At 41.5% G+C, this 19,189-nt stretch carries 19 protein-coding genes and 1 riboswitch; of the genes, 8 read left to right on the forward strand and 11 right to left on the reverse strand.

What is annotated here, in order from left to right:
• Positions 1-6: 6 nt before the first annotated feature.
• Complete coding sequence (locus DFP97_RS22330) at positions 7-897, forward strand: AraC family transcriptional regulator (RefSeq protein WP_114382487.1); 891 nt, start codon at positions 7-9, stop codon at positions 895-897.
• 11 nt (positions 898-908) lie between these two features.
• On the opposite strand, the gene DFP97_RS22335 is transcribed toward DFP97_RS22330, so the two are convergent.
• On the reverse strand, positions 909-1,670 hold the full coding sequence (locus DFP97_RS22335; protein ID WP_114382488.1) for a metallophosphoesterase: 762 nt from the start codon (positions 1,668-1,670) through the stop codon (positions 909-911).
• A 359-nt stretch (positions 1,671-2,029) separates the two neighbouring features.
• On the opposite strand from DFP97_RS22335, the gene DFP97_RS22340 reads away from it, so the two are divergent.
• The 7 genes from DFP97_RS22340 to DFP97_RS22370 all read left to right on the forward strand — a co-directional run bounded on the left by DFP97_RS22340 (position 2,030) and on the right by DFP97_RS22370 (position 8,297).
• Positions 2,030-3,967 carry an asparagine synthase-related protein gene (locus DFP97_RS22340; RefSeq protein WP_114382490.1) on the forward strand — a complete coding sequence of 646 codons (1,938 nt, stop codon included), beginning with the start codon at positions 2,030-2,032 and terminating at the stop codon, positions 3,965-3,967.
• A 14-nt stretch (positions 3,968-3,981) separates the two neighbouring features.
• The gene (locus DFP97_RS22345) at positions 3,982-4,119 is read left to right on the forward strand and encodes a paeninodin family lasso peptide (protein WP_114382492.1); all 138 of its coding nucleotides are present in this window, start codon (positions 3,982-3,984) and stop codon (positions 4,117-4,119) included.
• A 102-nt stretch (positions 4,120-4,221) separates the two neighbouring features.
• Entirely contained in the window at positions 4,222-5,154 is a 933-nt protein-coding gene (locus DFP97_RS22350; protein WP_114382494.1) for a phosphoenolpyruvate carboxykinase (ATP), read from the forward strand.
• 1 nt (position 5,155) lies between these two features.
• Entirely contained in the window at positions 5,156-5,473 is a 318-nt protein-coding gene (locus tag DFP97_RS22355; RefSeq protein WP_114382496.1) for a lasso peptide biosynthesis PqqD family chaperone, read from the forward strand.
• The gene (locus tag DFP97_RS22360; protein WP_114382499.1) at positions 5,466-5,891 is read left to right on the forward strand and encodes a lasso peptide biosynthesis B2 protein; all 426 of its coding nucleotides are present in this window, start codon (positions 5,466-5,468) and stop codon (positions 5,889-5,891) included. The genes DFP97_RS22355 and DFP97_RS22360 overlap by 8 nt, the downstream gene beginning before the upstream one ends.
• A gap of 63 nt (positions 5,892-5,954) precedes the next feature.
• Entirely contained in the window at positions 5,955-7,751 is a 1,797-nt protein-coding gene (locus DFP97_RS22365) for an ABC transporter ATP-binding protein (RefSeq protein WP_114382502.1), read from the forward strand.
• 216 nt (positions 7,752-7,967) lie between these two features.
• Positions 7,968-8,297: a helix-turn-helix domain-containing protein gene (locus DFP97_RS22370; protein WP_114382504.1), complete on the forward strand. Its 330-nt coding sequence runs from the start codon at positions 7,968-7,970 to the stop codon at positions 8,295-8,297.
• Between the two features lie 13 nt (positions 8,298-8,310).
• Here the strand turns inward: DFP97_RS22370 and sinI are convergent, their stop codons facing one another.
• The 10 genes from sinI to DFP97_RS22415 all read right to left on the reverse strand — a co-directional run bounded on the left by sinI (position 8,311) and on the right by DFP97_RS22415 (position 19,168).
• Positions 8,311-8,475, reverse strand: a complete 165-nt coding sequence (gene sinI / locus DFP97_RS30885; RefSeq protein WP_181873628.1) for a DNA-binding anti-repressor SinI — start codon at positions 8,473-8,475, stop codon at positions 8,311-8,313.
• A 16-nt stretch (positions 8,476-8,491) separates the two neighbouring features.
• Positions 8,492-8,575: riboswitch (cyclic di-GMP riboswitch) on the reverse strand.
• A 150-nt stretch (positions 8,576-8,725) separates the two neighbouring features.
• On the reverse strand, positions 8,726-9,781 hold the full coding sequence (gene galE, locus DFP97_RS22375; RefSeq protein ID WP_114382508.1) for a UDP-glucose 4-epimerase GalE: 1,056 nt from the start codon (positions 9,779-9,781) through the stop codon (positions 8,726-8,728).
• Positions 9,782-9,881: 100 nt separating this feature from the next.
• Positions 9,882-11,462 (reverse strand): lipopolysaccharide biosynthesis protein, encoded by a 1,581-nt coding sequence (locus tag DFP97_RS22380; RefSeq protein ID WP_114382512.1) that lies wholly within the window; start codon positions 11,460-11,462, stop codon positions 9,882-9,884.
• An 18-nt stretch (positions 11,463-11,480) separates the two neighbouring features.
• Positions 11,481-12,668 carry a glycoside hydrolase family 88 protein gene (locus DFP97_RS22385; protein WP_114382516.1) on the reverse strand — a complete coding sequence of 396 codons (1,188 nt, stop codon included), beginning with the start codon at positions 12,666-12,668 and terminating at the stop codon, positions 11,481-11,483.
• Positions 12,669-12,685: 17 nt separating this feature from the next.
• Entirely contained in the window at positions 12,686-13,867 is a 1,182-nt protein-coding gene (locus tag DFP97_RS22390) for a glycosyltransferase (protein ID WP_114382519.1), read from the reverse strand.
• 9 nt (positions 13,868-13,876) lie between these two features.
• Positions 13,877-15,070, reverse strand: coding sequence for a glycosyltransferase (locus DFP97_RS22395; RefSeq protein ID WP_114382521.1), 1,194 nt, complete (start codon positions 15,068-15,070; stop codon positions 13,877-13,879).
• An 8-nt stretch (positions 15,071-15,078) separates the two neighbouring features.
• Positions 15,079-16,236: a polysaccharide pyruvyl transferase family protein gene (locus DFP97_RS22400; protein WP_114382524.1), complete on the reverse strand. Its 1,158-nt coding sequence runs from the start codon at positions 16,234-16,236 to the stop codon at positions 15,079-15,081.
• A gap of 25 nt (positions 16,237-16,261) precedes the next feature.
• Positions 16,262-17,290, reverse strand: a complete 1,029-nt coding sequence (locus DFP97_RS22405) for a glycosyltransferase (protein WP_245976532.1) — start codon at positions 17,288-17,290, stop codon at positions 16,262-16,264.
• Between the two features lie 31 nt (positions 17,291-17,321).
• Positions 17,322-18,521: a glycosyltransferase gene (locus DFP97_RS22410; RefSeq protein ID WP_114382528.1), complete on the reverse strand. Its 1,200-nt coding sequence runs from the start codon at positions 18,519-18,521 to the stop codon at positions 17,322-17,324.
• Complete coding sequence (locus DFP97_RS22415; RefSeq protein ID WP_245976535.1) at positions 18,518-19,168, reverse strand: acyltransferase; 651 nt, start codon at positions 19,166-19,168, stop codon at positions 18,518-18,520. Before DFP97_RS22415 ends, DFP97_RS22410 begins: the two co-directional genes overlap by 4 nt.
• Positions 19,169-19,189: the final 21 nt, after the last annotated feature.

The raw sequence follows: 19,189 nt of genomic DNA on the forward strand, positions 1-19,189 counted from the left end.
ATCGTTATGTATCATTGGCCCAAAAGCGAAGAGCGTTTAAACCGGTATGCCCGGTTTCTGCAAGGAGATCGTTTAACACTCTACGTCTACTATTGGGGAGTTGTTCAGAATCTGGCCTCTAACTTCGTTCATAAGCATTCCTTTTTTGAAATATGCTATGTGAATGGCGGATTGGGGATTTATGTTGAAGGGGATGCAGAATATCCGCTGTATGAAGGCGTCATGTTCTGTTCAAGGCCAAACCAATCTCATCAAATCAAAGATGTGAATGATCTTGATATCCTGTTTGTAGCCTTCGAACCGGACGAAATTCATTCGAACACCGATGATTTCCAACTCTATTGCTCTTCCCTGAATACAAGCGAAATTTGGGTAGAGATGACAACTCATTCACCCACTGTACAAATTTGGAAATCATTGTTGATCCCAAGTGAAAGCAGCAGCGCCGTGCCAATTTCACTGCTGCCGCAGCTTGCTCATGCATTAATTGTATCTTTTGCCACACTTCTTGGAAGAACCGGCAAAAGGCCGGAAGCTGTTCCCCTTACATCGAATGCCGCTCTCCTAATTAAGCGTGCGAAGCTATATATTCGTGACAATCTTCGAAGCAATCTGACTTTATCTGAAGTAGCACGTTACATTAACATATCGGAGCGTCATCTATCCCGATTGTTTGCTCAAAATATCCACGAGTCCTTTTCATCGTTAGTCCGGAACGAAAGAATCCGCGCAGCGGAGCAAATGCTTACACAGACCCTTGATCCTATCAAAGATATCGCTGAGCGAAGCGGCTTCTCATCCGTTCATTATTTCACCCGGATTTTTGCCGGAGAAAAAGGAATACCACCGGCTGCTTTTCGTGAAGCAAGCCGCCTGCGCAGCGGTACAGATCAATAATAGCTTCTGAGTTAAAGATCATGTACCGTTATTTCACTCCGCACCATAAAACGGGCATTGACACCGGCCTGACCGATTCCTTTGGAGATATAAAAAACGCCTTGCTCATTCGAATGCAAGCCTTTGTATATGCCTTTTTTTGAAAGCGGACCTTTCGATTTGAAAGCAAAAAAGAATGGCACGTTCAGCTGTTTACCATGCAAATGGCCGGCCATCAAATAATCATATGGACGCTTAATACGCAGGAGCACATTTGGATCATGCGTGATAACGACAATCGGCCTTTCATTGCCAACACCTTTGAAAGACTGTTCGATTCTGCTGTGCCCGGTACTATCGTTGTCAATTCCGACTAGATGAAAATCCGAAAGTGAAACCGACTCGTTGCGCAGAACCTGAATACCGTAAGCTTGAAATAAGTCAAGGAGCCTCTTTAAGCGGGGCAGGTCATAGTCGTGATTACCCAGGACAGCATAGACGGGAACGCCGCAATCAGCAATGACTTTAAAATAGTAAGATGCGCGCAGGAGATACCGTTCCCTGTATGTATAGTCTCCAGTCAAGAAAATATAGTCCGGCTTATGAGCTTCAATAGCTTGCCGGATCCGAAGCGTGCTAACACGCAGCATATCAACGTGAAGATCGCTAATTTGCAAGATTCGCTTATTGATCCCTATCGGATGTTGAACTTGTTCAATCTTTAGCCATTGCGTCGGGAAAATAAAGAGTATGTAAATAAAAACCAAAAATCCGGCTAGTGCAATGAAAAACAAGCATACTCCCCCTCATTCACGTCTGGTATATGTGGTATGTCCCAGTATAATCAATAGAATCCTCATTCACAACAGTTGGAACCTCCTCATTGATTTCGACTAATTTGGCTTCAAGAAACATATTAATCAAGAATCTGTTGACAACGATTCAAAGAAGATGTAACCTAAAACCAAGTTCTTTATTAAGAACAAAATTAACAGCAACTAATTATTCCTAAGCGAATTGATTAGATTAAAATTGCTGTACTATATTGCCTGTATTGGACTTTTCTTAACCATATATTTTCGTTCTTTAACAAGAACAACACAAAGCTTTGTAAGCAACTAGTTGTGCTTTTGGTAATTGACAGGAGGATACAATGAGCGCAATAACTGGTATCTATCATTTTAATCACGCACCTGTACAGCCTGAGCTTGGCATGCAGGTCATGAAGGCTCTACAGCGCTATCCCGCCGATTATGTGCACACATGGCTTAACGAGGATGTTTTCCTGGGATGTCATGCCCAATGGGTTACTCCGGAGTCAATCACTGAGCGCTTGCCGCATTATGATTATGAACGCGGACTTGCAATAACCGCGGATGCCATCATCGATAATCGGTCTGAATTGTTCGATAAATTACATGTACGTTTGACAGATCGAAAGGAAATGGCTGATAGCACATTAATCCTGCTTGCCTATCAGAAATGGGGGAAGGATGCACCCAAGCATTTAATCGGAGATTTCGCTTTCGTCATTTGGGATCAACAAAATCGATCATTGTTTGGAGCAAGAGATTTTTCCGGCAGCCGGACGCTTTATTATGCTCGAACAAAAGAGCTGTTTGCATTCTCTACGACCATCCAACCGCTCTTTTCTATACCGGGACTAAATAAACAATTAAATGAACAATGGATATCCGAGTTTCTAGCCATTCCGATAACAACCGAAGCCGTTGATTTATTTACGACCGTATACAAGCATGTCGGTCAAATCCCGCCGGCCCACAGCATTTCGGTCGAAAACGGTGAAATAAAATTTTCAAGATATTGCACGATAGTCGCTGAAGACAAACTGAAGCTCAGATCCAATGAGGAATACGAAGAAGCATTCCGGGATGTTTTCCAAACAGCAGTATCTTCACGACTTCGCACACATCGTGAGGTTGGAGCAAACTTAAGCGGAGGTCTCGATTCCGGATCGGTCGTAAGCTTTGCCGCGAAAGCGCTTCGCGAGGAAAATAAAAAATTACATACGTTCAGTTACGTGCCGCTCGATGATTTCAAAGATTGGACGCCCAAGAGCAGAGTCGCAAACGAACGGCAAAATATTCAAACGACGGTAAGACATGTTGGTAATATTAACGATCAATATTTTAACTTTCCTGAAATGAACCCACTTTCCGAGGTGGATGATTGGCTCGACATCATGGAGACTCCCTATAAATTTTATGAAAACTCCTTTTGGATGAAGGGCATCTATCAGCAAGCTCATGAGCAGGACGTCGGCGTATTGCTTACTGGAAGTCGAGGAAACTGGACAATCTCGTGGGGTCCCGCCTTAGATTACCAGGCTAGCTTGCTTAGAAGCTTTAAATGGTTCCGGTTTTATAAGGAGCTTCATCTTTACAGCAAAGATCTTGGAATTAAAAAGTCACGAATATTTCCGGTTGTCGGCAAAAAGGCGTTTCCTCAAATCACTAAGCTAAAGTCATCATCAAACGTGCCTAGCCAGCCGGATTTAATTAACCCTGAATTTGCCCAACGAACAAATGTCTATGAAAGACTACAAGAGCACGGGTATGATTTTTGGGGCAATTCTTTGCAAAACGTCTATGAAGTCAGAAAACAACAGTTCGAACAGCTCTATTATTGGAATATAACCGGAACGGTCGGATGCAAGCAGTCCTTGCGTTATTCGCTATGGGAACGCGATGCAACGAACGATTTGCGCGTCATCCGCTTTTGCTTATCGGTACCTGAGGAGCAGTTCGTCCAGAACGGTCTCGACCGGTCGCTCATACGCAGATCAACAAAAAATTATTTGCCGGACACGATCAGACTAAACCAAAAAGTACGCGGGGTTCAAGGGGCCGATGGCCTCCATCGGATGATTCCTGCCTGGAACACCCTCATCAGCGAGCTTCAACAGGTTATTGAAGACCCGATTATCTCCGGGTATCTCAATATAAAGGAATTGACAAACGCCTTATCGATTGTTCGAAAAGAGCCTCGTCCGGAGCTTGTCTTTGACACTCATTTTCGGATATTGATGCGCGGCCTGATCTTCCACCGATTTATAAAAAAATTCGCATGAGAGGAGGTGATACTATGCAAAATCAAGAGAAAAAAGCGTGGCAGCAACCTGCTTTGGAAGTTCTTGACGTTAATATGACAATGGCGGGTCCTGGCATTCATCTTCCTGATGCCGTTCAGCCCGACCCGACAGAAGTGATTCACTTCAGCTAGTCTTTTAAGTAATTTCTTCCATACTTAGATCCAGATGCCCTTATATGTCAAAGTATAAGGGCACCTACCCCAAATACCGCATCACGATCTGGAGTGATAATCATGTTGAAGACTGAAAGCCAAACCATTTATAACTCCTTCGGCTTACGGATCGAAAGCTATATTCCGCTGCCTGAGCTGCCTCTATCGGAAGAGCACACTCACCTTGGAAACGAAAAAGTAACCGTTACAATGAAAGATCTTACCTCATTGTGGAATGAATTTGCCCAAACAGATGAATATTTTACTGTCAGAGACAATCAAGTTTTAATTCGAGTGCCTGACACCGCCATCTTTTGCATTCGCAATGGCGAATCCATTATTGTCTCTCCTTATGAAGGTTCCGAAGAAGATAAGATCCGCCTGTATATCCTGGGCACTTGTATGGGAGTTATTCTGATGCAAAAAAGAATACTTCCGCTTCACGGCAGCGCAATCGCTATTAATGGGAAAGCCTATGCCATTATAGGTGTATCCGGTGCTGGAAAATCAACACTCGCGTCGATTTTGCTAAATAAAGGATACAAATTATTGAGTGATGACTTAATTGCAGTAACGCTAACGCAAGATCATATACCGATGGTTATGCCTGCATACCCTCAGCAAAAAATGTGGCAGGAAACCATAGACCAGCTCGGCATGAGCTCGACGGATTTTCAACCCTTATTTGATAGGGAAACAAAATTCGCCGTACCTGTCCCATCTCGATTTTGTGAGCACCCTCTGCCGCTGGCTGGTGTGTTTGAACTCGTAAAAACAGAAACAAATGCAGCGTTAGAACCTATTAATGGACTTGTAAGGTTTCACACGCTGCTTCAACATACATTCCGCAGCTTTCTGATCGAACGACTGAATTTAATGGAGTGGCACTTCAGCACTCTTGCACAATTCGCCAATCGGATGGACATGTATCAGCTGCAACGGCCGTCATCCGGTTTTACTGCCCATGAACTGGCTCAGCTTTTACTAAACACCATACACAAGGAGGAACTATAAAATGATTGAGTCCCAAACGATTGCTTTAACGGATTTCATTTCACCATGTGAACAAAATATTGTTAGCGATATGGATGGCGAGAAGGTAATGCTGAGCATCCGAAACGGAAAATATTATAATCTCGGCACCGTCGGAGGGCGAATTTGGGATTCACTCGGAAGCACAATCTCTGCCCGGCAAATTGTAGACCTATTAATGGCTGAGTATGACGTTGAACGGACAGTGTGTGAACAGCATGTTATTTCCTTTCTGGAACATTTGTGGAAAGAAGGTCTGATTCTTGTTAATCAAGAGAATTCGATTTCTATTCATGCTTAATAGACATACCTTTCTTCTATTTTGTGAGGCATATATATTCTTGGGCTGGGCACGTCTTCTGATGTACCGGCCTTTTGCCAAAGTAGCCCCAAAGCTTGGCGCAAAAACCGAAGAAACTCCCATTCATCATTTAACAACGGATGTAAGCCAGCTAAAGCATATCTCCAGTGCCTTAGAGGTTGTTAGCCGCCATACGTTATGGGACAGCAAATGTCTGGTCAAAGCAATCGCAGGCATGAAAATGCTCGAGAGACGGCGGATCGACAGTACCCTTTATTTAGGTACTGCCAAGGATGAAAACGGAGAATTAATCGCGCATGCATGGCTGCGCAGCGGCCCGCTGTATCTCACTGGCGCGGATGTCATGAGCCGTTTCATTGTAGTTGAGAAGTTTGCGAAAAAGGCAAGCGGCTTTTAAACCACTAGTAGTATGGATTCGGGGATGTTACAGCCTTATTGGGCTGCCCGAGAGGAGAAATATATGGCGTACATTTTACACTTTATTAAACGGCTGCATACTTTTTCGGGAGCAGCTTTATACATCAATCTGTTTGGGATGGTAATTTCCAGCTTCCTTGAAAGTATTGGAATTTTATTGATCATTCCTTTGCTAGGTTTAATCGGGATCGTGAGCTTAGATATGGGTGGAAGCTACTTCTCATGGCTCTCCGAGTATTTGAGTGATGTCCCGCCGACGTTAGCTTTATTAATGATTTTAGGTTCCTATATTATCATTGTGTTAGGACAAAACCTCATACAACGAAGCGTAACGATCCGGAACGTGGAAATACAAAATCTGTATGGCCGTCATTTAAGACTTGAAACCTACAACTCTCTTCTTTTATCAAACTGGCCTTTCTTTCTAAATAAGAGATCATCGGATTTAATTAACTTGTTAACGATTGAGTTAGCCCGCGTCCTTGGAGCCATTAATCTTTTCCTTCAGCTTGTAACCTCTCTCATCTTCACCTTCATCCAAATCGGAATTGCTTTTTGGCTATCTCCGAATTTAACGTTGTTCGTTTTGGGATCCGGCATTATTCTGGGCCTATTCTCTAGCCGATTTATTAAGAGAGCCAAAGCACTAGGTAACCAAACCTCCCAATTGTCCCAGAGCTACCTCGCAGGAATAACAGATCAACTAAACGGGATTAAAGACATAAAGAGCAATACGCTCGAACGCTCTCGGATAAAATGGCTTTCCGATTTGACCGAAGGAATGATTCGTGAACAGGTTTCTTATGTCAAATTGAGAATGAATTCGCAGTTAGTGTATAAAATGTCCTCAGCTCTGCTTATCGCATGCTTCATACTCGTATCATTTAAGCTATTTCAAACGCAGGGCATACAGCTGTTGACGATCACTGTTATTTTCGCCCGTTTGTGGCCGAGATTCACCAGTATTCAATCCACGTTGGAGCAGCTGGCCTCCATGATACCTGCGTGCAAAGCTTTGATTCAATTGCAAAATGAATGCAATAATGCGACTGAGCGATTGGAACTTGGCTATGAGGTAAACGCACCATTACGGGCAGAACACGGGATTGAGTGTCGCAATATTAGTTTTCGTTATAACCGTGAGGAAACAGAATTCACTCTCAAAAATATTAATTTTCATATACCGTCCAATCGTATGACTGCCATTGCAGGCCCTTCCGGTGCGGGAAAAAGTACGCTTATCGATCTGATCATGGGATTGATGCAGCCTGAGTCAGGGCAAATATTAATAGACGGCAAGCCGATAACGAATGAGAATTTGTTATCTTACCGGCAATCTATCAGTTATGTTGCGCAGGATCCTTTCTTATTCAACGCCAGCATTAGAGAAAACCTGCAATTGATCCAGCCAGATGCCAGTGATGAGCAGATGTGGGAAGCCTTAGAGTTCGCCTCCTCATCCGACTTTGTCCGCAAGCTTCCTCAAGGACTGGATACGGTCATAGGCGATCGGGGAATCCGGCTTTCTGGAGGTGAACGTCAACGGCTAGTTCTAGCTCGAGCGGTCATACGTAAACCGGCCATCCTCGTTCTAGATGAAGCGACAAGCGCTTTGGATACGGAAAATGAAAAGAAAATTCAAGAAGCCATTGATCGCTTAAAGGGCACGATGACCGTTATCGTTGTTGCTCACCGGTTATCAACCATCCGGCATGCCGATCAAGTTATCGTCATCGATCAAGGGAAGCTGGTTGAACGGGGAGAATTTGTTCAGCTGGCAGCTGATTCAGCGAGTTTATTCGGAAATCTTTTAAACAATCAGTCCGAGGCAAGCGCCTGAGGTTAGCGGCTGCAGCAAATAATTGAAGAACAAAGAAAATAGGGCTTACTTTATGGCAAGCCCTTTCAACGCCATAAACCCAGGTCGTTTATAGTCGAATTTAATATGTATCATCCAAGATTATGCATAAGAGTCAGCTTATAAGCTTTCGCAATCCATAATTATTCGTTATAATGTAGAGAAGTCTACAACGATGTGGTGACGGAGGAGTTAGTTATGATCGGAGAACGTATTAAGATGCTGCGCAAGAGAAATGGCCTATCACTTACCGAACTCTCTCAAAGAGCTGGTGTTGCGAAATCTTATTTAAGCTCCATTGAACGAGGGCTCCAACAAAATCCTTCGATTCAGTTTCTTGAAAAGGTAGGCGCTGTATTGAAAGTATCGGTAGAAGACTTTTTGAATAGCGACCAATCTGAGCAAAAGGCCGAACATCTAGATCATGAATGGGCTGATTTGGTAAGAGAAGCGATGGCCTCCGGTGTAAGCAAGGATCAGTTTAAAGAATTTCTGGAATTCAACAAGTGGAAAATTAAGCGCGATTAGCGCTTTTTTATTGTTACACAGCAGCAGTATCTTGCATCTCATCCTTACCGCTTTCCTTAAGGCAAAGGAGTACTTTTCTCACATCCTCTACGCTAAACCCCAATGTCCGTGCGTTCATGATTAATGCTACCCATTCATCATCCAAGACCTGCTTGTTTTCTGATCCGAAAAGTACCATTTCCCCATGTCCCCCATTCAAATTGGGACGGTTGCACCACTGACTCCATGCGTATAAGGTGCCCAGATACTAAACGCATTTCAACGTCTCCCTATGCTCTTTATTTGCTTTATGTGAGTATTATAACCCACCTGGTTTGCGCATGTTGTCGGTTCATGTCTCACAGAAATGAGAAATTATTACATTTTTTGTCGAATGTTTTAAAGGATTGCTAAACCAATTAGAGTAAAGGAACTAGGTAATGGGTAGCTCAATTATGAGGCGCCAACGCTGAACCGGAAACAACTAGCTCCTCTTGCTCGTAGCCATTCGGATTGTCATATTGCCAGCGCCATGAATCCTCGCACATTTCTTCGATTCCACGCGTCGCAGCCCAGCCCAGCTCTTCATTCGCCTTGGTTGTATTGGCAAAGCACACAGCGATATCACCAGGTCTCCGATCTACGATGGTATACGGAATGCTCCTGCCCGATACTCTCTCGAATGCGGCTATCATTTCAAGTACACTATAACCGCGTCCTGTACCGAGGTTATAAACATCCACGCCGGACTTGCTTAGAATTCTCTCCAGCGCTCGCAAATGTCCCTTTGCAAGATCAACGACGTGAATATAGTCTCTTACGCCTGTTCCATCTACAGTAGGATAATCGTCGCCAAAAACGTGTACTTGATTCAGCTTCTGAACGGCTACTTGCGATATATATGGCAGCAAATTATTCGGAATGCCATTTGGATTCTCACCGATTAAACCACTCTTATGCGCTCCGATCGGATTAAAATAACGCAAAATCGATATTCCCCATTGCTCGTTCGACTCTGCTACATCCTGCAAGATTTGCTCAAGCATTAGCTTTGTCTGTCCATATGGGTTTGTTGCTCCCAGCGGAAAGTCTTCATCGATAGGAACTTGCTTTGGCAGCCCGTAGACCGTCGCAGATGAGCTAAATACCAGCTTATGTACGCCATGCTTCTCCATAACTTCGCATAGCACTAAGGTGCTCATTATATTCGTATGATAGTACTTTAGAGGTAGACGAACAGATTCTCCAACCGCCTTGAGTCCTGCAAAATGAATAACGGCTTCGATGGAATGTCTGGAGAACACATCGTCAAGTCCGTTACGATCCAATAAGTCCATTTGATAAAAGGTGAATTTTTTATTCGTTATTTCAGCTACACGCTTCAAAGCAATAGGACTGCTATTAGATAAGTTGTCGACAATAATAACCTCGTAGCCCGCCTCAAGAAGCTCGACGCATGTATGACTCCCGATATATCCTGCACCGCCGGTAATTAAAATAGCCATTCGATTTACCCCTCTCCAGAATTCATTATAAGAAACATTAAATTTCTTTATTAAGAACATTGTAGCAAACAAATTCCTTTTATTTAGTCTTTTGAGAAAATTACTTGTTTCCGCCGACCTCCATATTACGTCCGTACTTACTTAACCTTTGGAAAATTGCGTTTACGCGCGCTGATTTGTTTAATAGTGTTCGAGCAATTCCAAGCAAATACTTGAACTCATCCGATCTATGAAATACTGCGGTATAAATTAGATTTACTAGAATAAAACATGTAATGCCTTGCAGCACGAGCCATAATATCGTGTCTAATGGTATTAAGCGACTAACGCTGCCAGCAACCAAGCAAGCCGCTGCTCCAACCGCGGTAAACTTGAAGTAATGTAAATAATAACGGTGTACCGGTTGTTTAAATACCTTTTTATAGACCAGTTGAGGAGTATACCAAAAAGGAACCAACAATGCGCTGACCAATGAACCTATGAATATACCCGCTATTCCCATATAATGTACAAGTACAATAGAAACACCTAGGTTTGCTGCTGCCTGAAACAGCGGTGCAAAACGATCCTCATGGAATATTCCCGCCGTTGTCTTAACTGCGCTTAACGAGTTTCGCATCCCTCTTTCATAGAAAGCGATAACCAATACAAGCAAAACGATGTTACTCATAATAAAATCAGGTCCAATCCAGATCCTAATTAGAGGCTCAACAAATAAATATAAGACAATAGAAAGCAGGGAGTATAACCAAAAGTTAAGAAGCAGCGTTACTTTATATATCCTATAGATAGCTTCCGGGCTTTCCTTTGCGACTAAATTTCCCAGACTGTGATACATATTAGAAAACACCTGATTGAGGAATGTTCGGCATATATCAATCAGCATTTTGTAATTGGAATAAAGGCCAACTGCCGCTATGCTGACAAATGATGAAATAAGGATGCTTTCCACGCCAAAAACAAAATAATTACCGACATTTTGGAGTATGATCGCCTTCATATTCTTAATAAAGTTGACTTTCGTTTCCGGATCAAGCTTGCTCTTTATCTTTTGTTTCAAGAAAGGATATAACTTATCAACAACGAAGGCCAATATAACCGATGTAATAATTGAGAGTATGCTCTCTATAGCAAGATATAAAATGTAGTTTTCCGTGAAGTACAAGATTGCAATTTTCAAACAGGTGGAGACAATGGCTGAGACTGAAAATACCGCTGTTACAATGTAATTTTTTTGATTTACATTCAGAAAAGAATGCTTATAAACAAACAAATACGGAGCAGCCGTATTAATAAGGAACAACAAATATATAAAATTGAGGTTTTCTACGCTTGTTTCCTTGATGAACAGATCCAGAAAAGGCATGAGACCTAAGCCGAGAAGCATTACAATGCTTGCTATAATCAAGTAGGCTCTTTTGTACAACTGCATCAAGGCCAGTATTTTAGGTTGATTATTATCGGCTACTGGCTTATAAAGATTGTACACAATGCTTGAGCCAATGCCTGCTTCGGCTAATGTGAGCATAGCCAAAATACTGGTAAATAGTCCGTTAATGCCGAGATATTCGATTCCTAAGCTGTTAATAAAAACAGTCCTCGAAATGAAACTTAACGCCGTTATAATGATTTGATTTCCTAATCCGGCCGAAATGTTCAGTAAAGAGCTCTTAACCCTCATGTGAATCTCCTACCCTGTTTATGAGACTTTTTTCTCGGAATTAGCGTTAATGATTCGAATGCAGAAGCCTTGAGTAAACGGCAGAATGTTAAATAACATCGAATATACGCCTATATCCTTGGTATCTCCTTGCGAGAAATCTACTGCCCCGTTTCTTCTTGTCACTTTCATTAAGTATCCGACAGCCCGATTGGCGCCTTCCTTGCACTTCTCGGTAAGCTCCTCAATTTGTGAAGCTTGGAGCAGAAACCAACCTAGTGTTGCGGTGGTTGAAGAATCAGGTCTCGATTCACCGCGTGCAACCGACCAGTTCCAGTTGCCATCTGAACTTTGAAAGCTCAATACACTGCTTGCAAACTTTTTGATCATTTCATCCAATATTTCTTTTGAGCCATGTCCCGTCGGTAATTCAAGCCAGGCGTCCGCTAATCCGATTGCAAACCAACCGAGACCTCTTCCCCAGCCATATAAACCGAGAGGCATCGAATTATTCAAATGGTATGCATGACTTGGGATATAATATTTCTCCAGCATGCCATGCTGCTCATACTCCTTCAATTGCTTAACAGCTATTTCTACACACTCCTCGTTGCTGTATCTGATTCCATAAGCAATAAGAAACGGACAAATAAAGCCTATTGTATCCACGTAACGATAGTTCTTCATCGATTTTCGATATTGAACGGTACCGTCTTCGCCGATATGTGCTTGTATCATATCCCAAACGTAGTCAAAGGCTTTCTTATATTGGTCGATGTCTAGAAATTCCAATTTCATCACGGCATAACTAAGTATCGCCGCATCTATATGTTCAGGTTTATTTTTCCATTGCCCGCTGCTATCAAATTTAGCATCTAAAAATGTTCGAATTTCATCCTCCGTCTTTTTATCATGATTATTCACAAGATATTCTGTTAATCCAAGAAGGAGTGCTGCTTCCTGCCAATGCTGAATGGCACTTTTGGTATAATTTCCTCTTAACATATCGAGGACTACTAATCGTGTATTGTCGGTTACTTTAATTTTTGGAGTATGATTCAGCCATTTCAAGCCTGCTTTAGTTATAGACAAGTTCCATTTGCCCGTATCCGTATATCTGCCTATATGAATTCTTCCGGTCCAATCCATAAAAATAGGCAATATGTCAATCATCACAATAATGACCGCTATGCTCAAAAATAGGAGACTAAACATTTGCATCAAAATAATAACACTTCCTTTACCTAGCTAATCCATTGGTACAGTTTATTAATTTCATGCTCTGTACCTAATGATTCATTCATTAAGTTGCTTACTAATTGACTTCTCAAAGGTTCATTATCAATAAGCTTTTTAATCCCTTGATAAATTGAAAATGCATTCTGCTCCACAATTAATCCATTTATTTCATCGCTCAGTTGGTCATAAATAACTTTGAAATTAGTCGAAACAATCGGCTTTTTTAAAATTTTTGCTTCCGTAATGGTTAAACAGCGTCCCTCAAATAAGGATGTTTGCACATAAAGGTCGCATTGTTTGATATAAGGATATGGATTTTCTTTAAGGCCCGTTAAAATAAGTGAATCCTGCAGCTGCTTCTCCTCAATTAATTGTGTTAATCGCTGCCTCTCCTCACCGTCGCCAACGATGTACCACTTAATTGCGTATCCATCATTAACCAGTAGCTCGCAAGCTTCTACGGCCATTCCAAAACCTTTTTGATAATTTAACCTTCCAACGGAAGCGATGGTTATCTTGCTTTTTGGTATAATTTCCTCTGCCAATGACATTTGAACGATAGTAGTCGGAGACACAATATTATGCATGAGTTCAATTTTATGATCGAACATCGGAAATCTCTCTTTTAATATAGTGACGCATTCTTCGGATACCGTAACGATTTTGTCCAGTTTATTAAAGTAAGCATAATCCAGAAGCGGATCCATACCCAGCTTGTCATAATCATTATGAATAAACCCGATTTTTGTACTTGCCTCGACCTTTTCAATAATATAATAGATAGGCGATTTCTCCAGATAACCGAAAGCGGCATCATACTGCTTACTTAACACAGGGAATGATCTGGATATGTATTTCCATGCTCTCTGCTCGCGCTTAGCCGCATTTTTTTCTGTTTTGAATATATAGCCTGCGCCAATTCTTGATAATGCCAAGTCTACTCTCTTTTCTTTCATACAGTTGATTGCGGCCGATTTGAAAGGCATATCGAAATAAGGATAAGATACCGGCGCTTCTAGCACGGTCACTTCCCGAGGCAATTTACTAAAAAACATTCCTTCGTGTTTGAATAAAAATAAATCCACCTCAAACCTGGAGTAATCAATCGTATGCAATAACGAAATGAGAGATTTTTCAGCTCCGCCGCAATTCAAGTTACTCATGACGAATAAAAGTTTTTTCTTCATGTTTTCCACCTATCCAAGAAGTTTATAAAGCTTTTCGATCTCATCCTCTGTTCCTAACTTCAATCGTGACAAATGGTCGGACATCTGCCTTCGAATCGTCCGGTCTTGAATAAGCTTTCCAATTCCCGCAGCGACAGAATCAGCATTCATCTCGACGATAAATCCTTCAACCCCATCTTCAATTTGATCCTTTGCCGTGCTAAAATTGGTTACTACAATCGGTTTATTTAAAATTTTCGCTTCATCAATAGCTATCGCCTTGCCTTCAAACTTCGAGGTTTGCGCATAGATATCTGCCTGCTTAATGTAAGGATAAGGGTTTGTCTTTAATCCTAATAATTTAAAGTGCTCTTCTAATCCTTCCTCTTTGAGGAGCGAAGTTAGCCTCTCTCTCTCATCTCCTTCGCCAATGATGTTCCACTGAATGTTATAACCTTCTTCAACCAATTTTTTACAGGCTTTTATTGCTAGATCAAATCCCTTTTGAATATGCAGTCTTCCAATAGAAAGAATGACGATTTCTTCCTCTTTACGATTGTAAACATCCGTTGATTCCCTATCGGCCAATGTCCTAATAACCGTTGGTGAAATAATGTTATGAATGACGTTCACCTTATGGTTTTGATTAGGGAATCTTCTTTTTAATATGTTGGCACATTCGTCAGAAACCGTGACGATATGATTCAGCTTTTCGAAATAGTCTAAGTCGAAATTAGGGTCCATTTCTAATTTGTCATAGTCGTTATGAACCCAACCTATTTTCTTCGACGCACTCACCTTTTCCACGCAAAAATAAATTGATGTTTTTTCCAAAAATCCAATTGCTGCATCATAATGCTTATCAATTTTACTCATGGAATTAGCAACATGTCTCCAGCCTAATTGTTCCCTGGTCCCAACGCTTGTTTCTGCCCTATTTTTTACGCTGAACATGATTCTGTCATAGGCCAGGGAGGGATTACCTTTAAGCAGAAACTTCGGTACAGAATCCCAAATAGGCAAAGCGAATCGATTATAGGTATCCGGCAACGGCAGTATTTGAACTTTTTCCGGCACCAAATTCAGAAAGATACCTTCGTGACTGAGTAAAAATAAGTCAACCTCATATCGTTCATAGTCAATTTGAGAGAGCAGGTTTATGAGACTCCTTTCTCCCCCGCCTGCTGACAAACTAGGTATAACAAACAATAGGTTCTTTTTCATTTTGCACCTCATGCTAGCTCTTTTAAATATTCAACTGCTTTGTATGACATTTGTTTAATATTGGGTATCGATTGCTTTAGTATTTTCTTTAATTCATCCTCTTCTCTAATCATTTCATTGAAGCGGTTAATTAATTTGCTGCTGTCAGAAATCTCTTCAATCCCCAGAACAAGCTTTTCTTCGTTAAAAATGTCTTTCGCTATTCCTTTCGATTTTACGCTGTAGCCTAGAACCATTGTTGGGACGCAGTTCGAGTAAGCAGCAATTGTTGCATGCGTTCTTGCGCCTATAAAAAATCTCATTCGTGCTATGTATCCTTTATATTGTATGGCTGTTAAATTATCAGGCAATAAAATGACGCGGCCTGTATCCTTTTGCTCGTCATAGAAGCTCTTCAGCACTTCATAATCATTATTTCCTTGGTAGATGACATGCGGTGTAAGTGCGATTGTCATATCAGTCGTCTTCAATATATAATTAATCAGTTCTCTGACCGCTTCTCTAGAACGCTTATTGCGCTCCCATACAAGCGGACTAAAATTAATCCCCATCGTATTGCCGACCTGCCAGCCTTCCGGCAGAGGCAGCTCTTCCTGTTCCATCGTGAATGCCGGATCCGCACAAAGCTTGACATTACCCAAGCCCTTATCTTTGAGCATTGCGTAGGTCAACGTTTCACGTGCAAGAATTAAATCAAAAAGCTTCAAATCCTTCAGCTTTCTTTCGGACATGTCCTCTTCGCCGATTGAGCATCCCCATAAAACCAGCTTTTTGCCCTGAGCCTTTATTCTGCGGTCAATTTCATACCAATTCGGCTGCTCTCCGTAGCAATAGTTGTCGCCTCCGATTGACAAGCAAACATCGACATCCTTAATACGGCTAATCGTGTTATGTTCAATTAAACCCAAAGCGTACGTTTCATCCTGAAGCAATTTATTCTGAAGGGAAGCTACGAGCCAGTTCAAGGAATATTTTTTAATATCTGACTTTGAACCATCATAGATCCCATCTAACGCAGATATCACTTTATCTGTTTGCGGCTTATCAGAAGCCAGATATACTTTTGCGTCGTTAATTTTCTCCTTAATTATTTTAGCTGATGAGCGAACAATCGCCTCACAGCCTCTATTTAGACTACCACCATGAGCAAACATCATTATTTTCATACTGTACTCCTCCAATTTCTTTATATTAAGCATTTCTTAGCCTGCTGTAGGCTACTGCAAACATTAATCCAAGCGCCGATCTCGCCTTTACCATACTAAGAATGAACTTCTCATAACGTCCAATTGAATTGTTCATTTCGGCCCAATAAATAGGTAAAGCTTCTCTTACATGCTTATTCGTTATCATTTGCTTAACATAGCGGTATCTTTTCTTAAAACTCATATCATTGCTTGGCTTAAAATATATGTATATATAAGAAATCATACTTTTGATTAACCGAATCGACTTGAGACGGTTAACGTTATTGGCGGGGATAATCTCGTTATATATTTGGGGCGGAGCCGTTATATAAACTTCAATCGCTTTGCTAAAATAATCCTTATCCTTAATGTTTCGGGTAGCGCTACCGCTTACTTCCCTGTAGTGATAACCAGTGTAATTTATGTAAGTCATAGTAGCGGCATGGCCGAAAAATATCATGTTAAACATGCCGTCCTCACCTAAAGCTACCTTCTCAGGAAATGCAATTTTGTTCATAGTTAGCACATTTACTCGGTAAATTTTGTTCACAGCGGTGTTTAAATCATCCGCTTTAAGTAAATAGGGCATAATGTGCTGCAAAATATATGCTCTGTCTAGTGTCTCATTAGTACGAAACGGATACGTTGTAATGACCTTGCTGCCTTCCAATTCACTTTCTAAGTTGGATATGACAACGTCGCAATTTCGTTCAATCGCGGCATGATACAGGGTCTCATACATATCCTTCTCAATGTAATCATCCGCATCTACAAATCCAACGTATTCTCCCAATGCGGCCTGCAGCCCTGCGTTTCTTGCAGCACTTACGCCTTGGTTTTCCTGATTAATGAGTTTAATTCGGCCATCATGCAACTGGTAGTCTTCAATTATCGACTTGCTTTTATCGACCGATCCGTCATTGACGAATATAAATTCACACGCTTGAAGCGTCTGATTGAGTAAAGATTGGATGCATTCGACAATGTACTTCTCCGCATTGTATACAGGAATGATTACACTAACCTTGCTCACGGATATGTTCCCCTTCTTCTGGCCATGAGACTTATGCCATGATTTGATAAAGCTTATCTAGCTCACTGCTATTGCTATAATCCTGATCTTTAATATGGTTCACTAACGAATTTCTAAGCTCATAATTCTCGTAGAGCATTTTTATAGCTTTAGCAATTCCTTCTGGGCTTAGCTCGCATATGATGCCATCGACGCCATTCTCAACTTGACTGGGTGCCGTTGGATAATTAGTAATGAGAACCGGTTTGCCAAGTATTTGCGCTTCCGTTACGGTTACCGCTTTCCCTTCATATCGCGAAGGCTGTACGTACAGGTCGCATTTCTTGATGTAGGGGTAAGGATTTGCTTTTTTTCCTAACAGGATAAAGCTGTCCTGCATACCATGCTGAGCAATTATTTCTTTCAACTCCGCCTCATAGCCTCCATAACCGACAACGTACCATTTAATCTGGCTGAAACCTTTATAATGCAAAGTCTTTAACGCTTGAACCGCCATATCAAACCCTTTCACGTAAGACAATCTCCCGACTGATACGATTTTAAATGCATCGTTATCAAACTCGCCCGGCGGTAAAGTTTCCTCCGCCATATTTTTTATAAATGCCGGCGATGTGATATTTTCGATTAGGGTGATTTTCTTTTCCAATGAAGGATATTGCTTGAGAAAGGACTCGGTGCAGGCCTCAGATATGGATGCGATATAATCGAATTTATTCCAAACCGCAAGATCAAGCTTATTGTCAATTTCCAGCTTGCTGTAATCGGTGTGGATCCATGCAACCTTCTTATGGGCTTTCACTTTGTTCGCTAAAATATCATGCGGCCATGCATAGCTGATCGTGAGATGATACATCTTTTTTTGCGCGGGTATAATATAGGAAGTATACTTCGAGGCGAGCTGCATTTGGATGTAACCAGGCCCTTCTTGAAGCTTTCTCCTTTTGGCCTTCACGAGAGCGATGTTTCGCGATAGGATCCGAATAAGCGTAGCCGCGTAATGTCCCTCTTGAATACATTGCTTTAACGGCTTTCGAAATACCGTATACTTGCTTATTTCCGGCAGCACATTAACTTGGCTCGGGATCAGTTTCATGAAGTCACCTTGATGGCTGCAAATCAACAAATCGACATTATATTTCTCGTAATCAAAACCTTCCAGCATATTAATTAAGCTTCGCTCGATTCCGCCAATTTCCATATCATAGACTGATATCAAGATATCCTTTTTCATATCGATTCCTTTACTTGTAGCAGCGTATTTTTCAATCCCTTGTGTTCCTTAAAGTTAATGAACTTGTTTTCGCGTTTGTTTAAAAATAATGTATGAGGCGGAACCGTTCCCTTCACGACGCTGCCTGCCGCAATTACAGCATGGTCGCCGATTACCGTGTCCCGTAAAATAACAACGTTCGAGCCGATCCATACATGCTCCCCGATCGTAACCTCGCCTATAAGCAAATGCTCATCAGATCCGTCTTTGTAGTTGTGATCATGATCATTGATGCATACATTCGGAGCGATCTTCGTGTAAGCACCGATCGCTATTTTATTGACGCAATTAATATTGCAATTATCATTTATGAAGACCTTGTCACTAATCAGCAATTGTCCTTCGAAATCAATCCGAATGCTTGCATTTTTTCGAATAAATACAAACTTTCCAATTGAAATTTTAGATCGCTTATTAAAAATCTCGATCGTACTGTTTCCTTGTATGGAGAATAGCGATGCCTGGATGTTATTAAAATATAGCAGTCTGTAAAACAAGCCTCTTAAAACTCCCATAAAATGCGACTTGTTCATGGCTACAGTACTTAACAAGCCTCTAGTCCGAAATTGCGTAAATACTGTACTCACTATTTTCTTCAAAACAGCCATCGCGATTCTCCTTCATGTTGT

The organism is Paenibacillus prosopidis (assembly GCF_003337375.1).
Lineage (GTDB): Bacteria > Bacillota > Bacilli > Paenibacillales > Paenibacillaceae > Pristimantibacillus > Pristimantibacillus prosopidis.

Coding starts and splice junctions, on each gene's coding strand:
- DFP97_RS22330 (WP_114382487.1), top strand. CDS start 7: ATGTATCATTGGCCCAAAAGCGAAGAGCGTTTAAACCGGTATGCCCGG.
- DFP97_RS22400 (WP_114382524.1), bottom strand. CDS start 16,236: ATGAAAATAATGATGTTTGCTCATGGTGGTAGTCTAAATAGAGGCTGT.
- DFP97_RS22370 (WP_114382504.1), top strand. CDS start 7,968: ATGATCGGAGAACGTATTAAGATGCTGCGCAAGAGAAATGGCCTATCA.
- DFP97_RS22340 (WP_114382490.1), top strand. CDS start 2,030: ATGAGCGCAATAACTGGTATCTATCATTTTAATCACGCACCTGTACAG.
- sinI (WP_181873628.1), bottom strand. CDS start 8,475: ATGGTACTTTTCGGATCAGAAAACAAGCAGGTCTTGGATGATGAATGG.
- DFP97_RS22380 (WP_114382512.1), bottom strand. CDS start 11,462: ATGAGGGTTAAGAGCTCTTTACTGAACATTTCGGCCGGATTAGGAAAT.
- DFP97_RS22360 (WP_114382499.1), top strand. CDS start 5,466: ATGCTTAATAGACATACCTTTCTTCTATTTTGTGAGGCATATATATTC.
- DFP97_RS22415 (WP_245976535.1), bottom strand. CDS start 19,168: ATGGCTGTTTTGAAGAAAATAGTGAGTACAGTATTTACGCAATTTCGG.
- DFP97_RS22345 (WP_114382492.1), top strand. CDS start 3,982: ATGCAAAATCAAGAGAAAAAAGCGTGGCAGCAACCTGCTTTGGAAGTT.
- galE (WP_114382508.1), bottom strand. CDS start 9,781: ATGGCTATTTTAATTACCGGCGGTGCAGGATATATCGGGAGTCATACA.
- DFP97_RS22395 (WP_114382521.1), bottom strand. CDS start 15,070: ATGAAAAAGAACCTATTGTTTGTTATACCTAGTTTGTCAGCAGGCGGG.
- DFP97_RS22390 (WP_114382519.1), bottom strand. CDS start 13,867: ATGAAGAAAAAACTTTTATTCGTCATGAGTAACTTGAATTGCGGCGGA.
- DFP97_RS22350 (WP_114382494.1), top strand. CDS start 4,222: ATGTTGAAGACTGAAAGCCAAACCATTTATAACTCCTTCGGCTTACGG.
- DFP97_RS22410 (WP_114382528.1), bottom strand. CDS start 18,521: ATGAAAAAGGATATCTTGATATCAGTCTATGATATGGAAATTGGCGGA.
- DFP97_RS22365 (WP_114382502.1), top strand. CDS start 5,955: ATGGCGTACATTTTACACTTTATTAAACGGCTGCATACTTTTTCGGGA.
- DFP97_RS22355 (WP_114382496.1), top strand. CDS start 5,156: ATGATTGAGTCCCAAACGATTGCTTTAACGGATTTCATTTCACCATGT.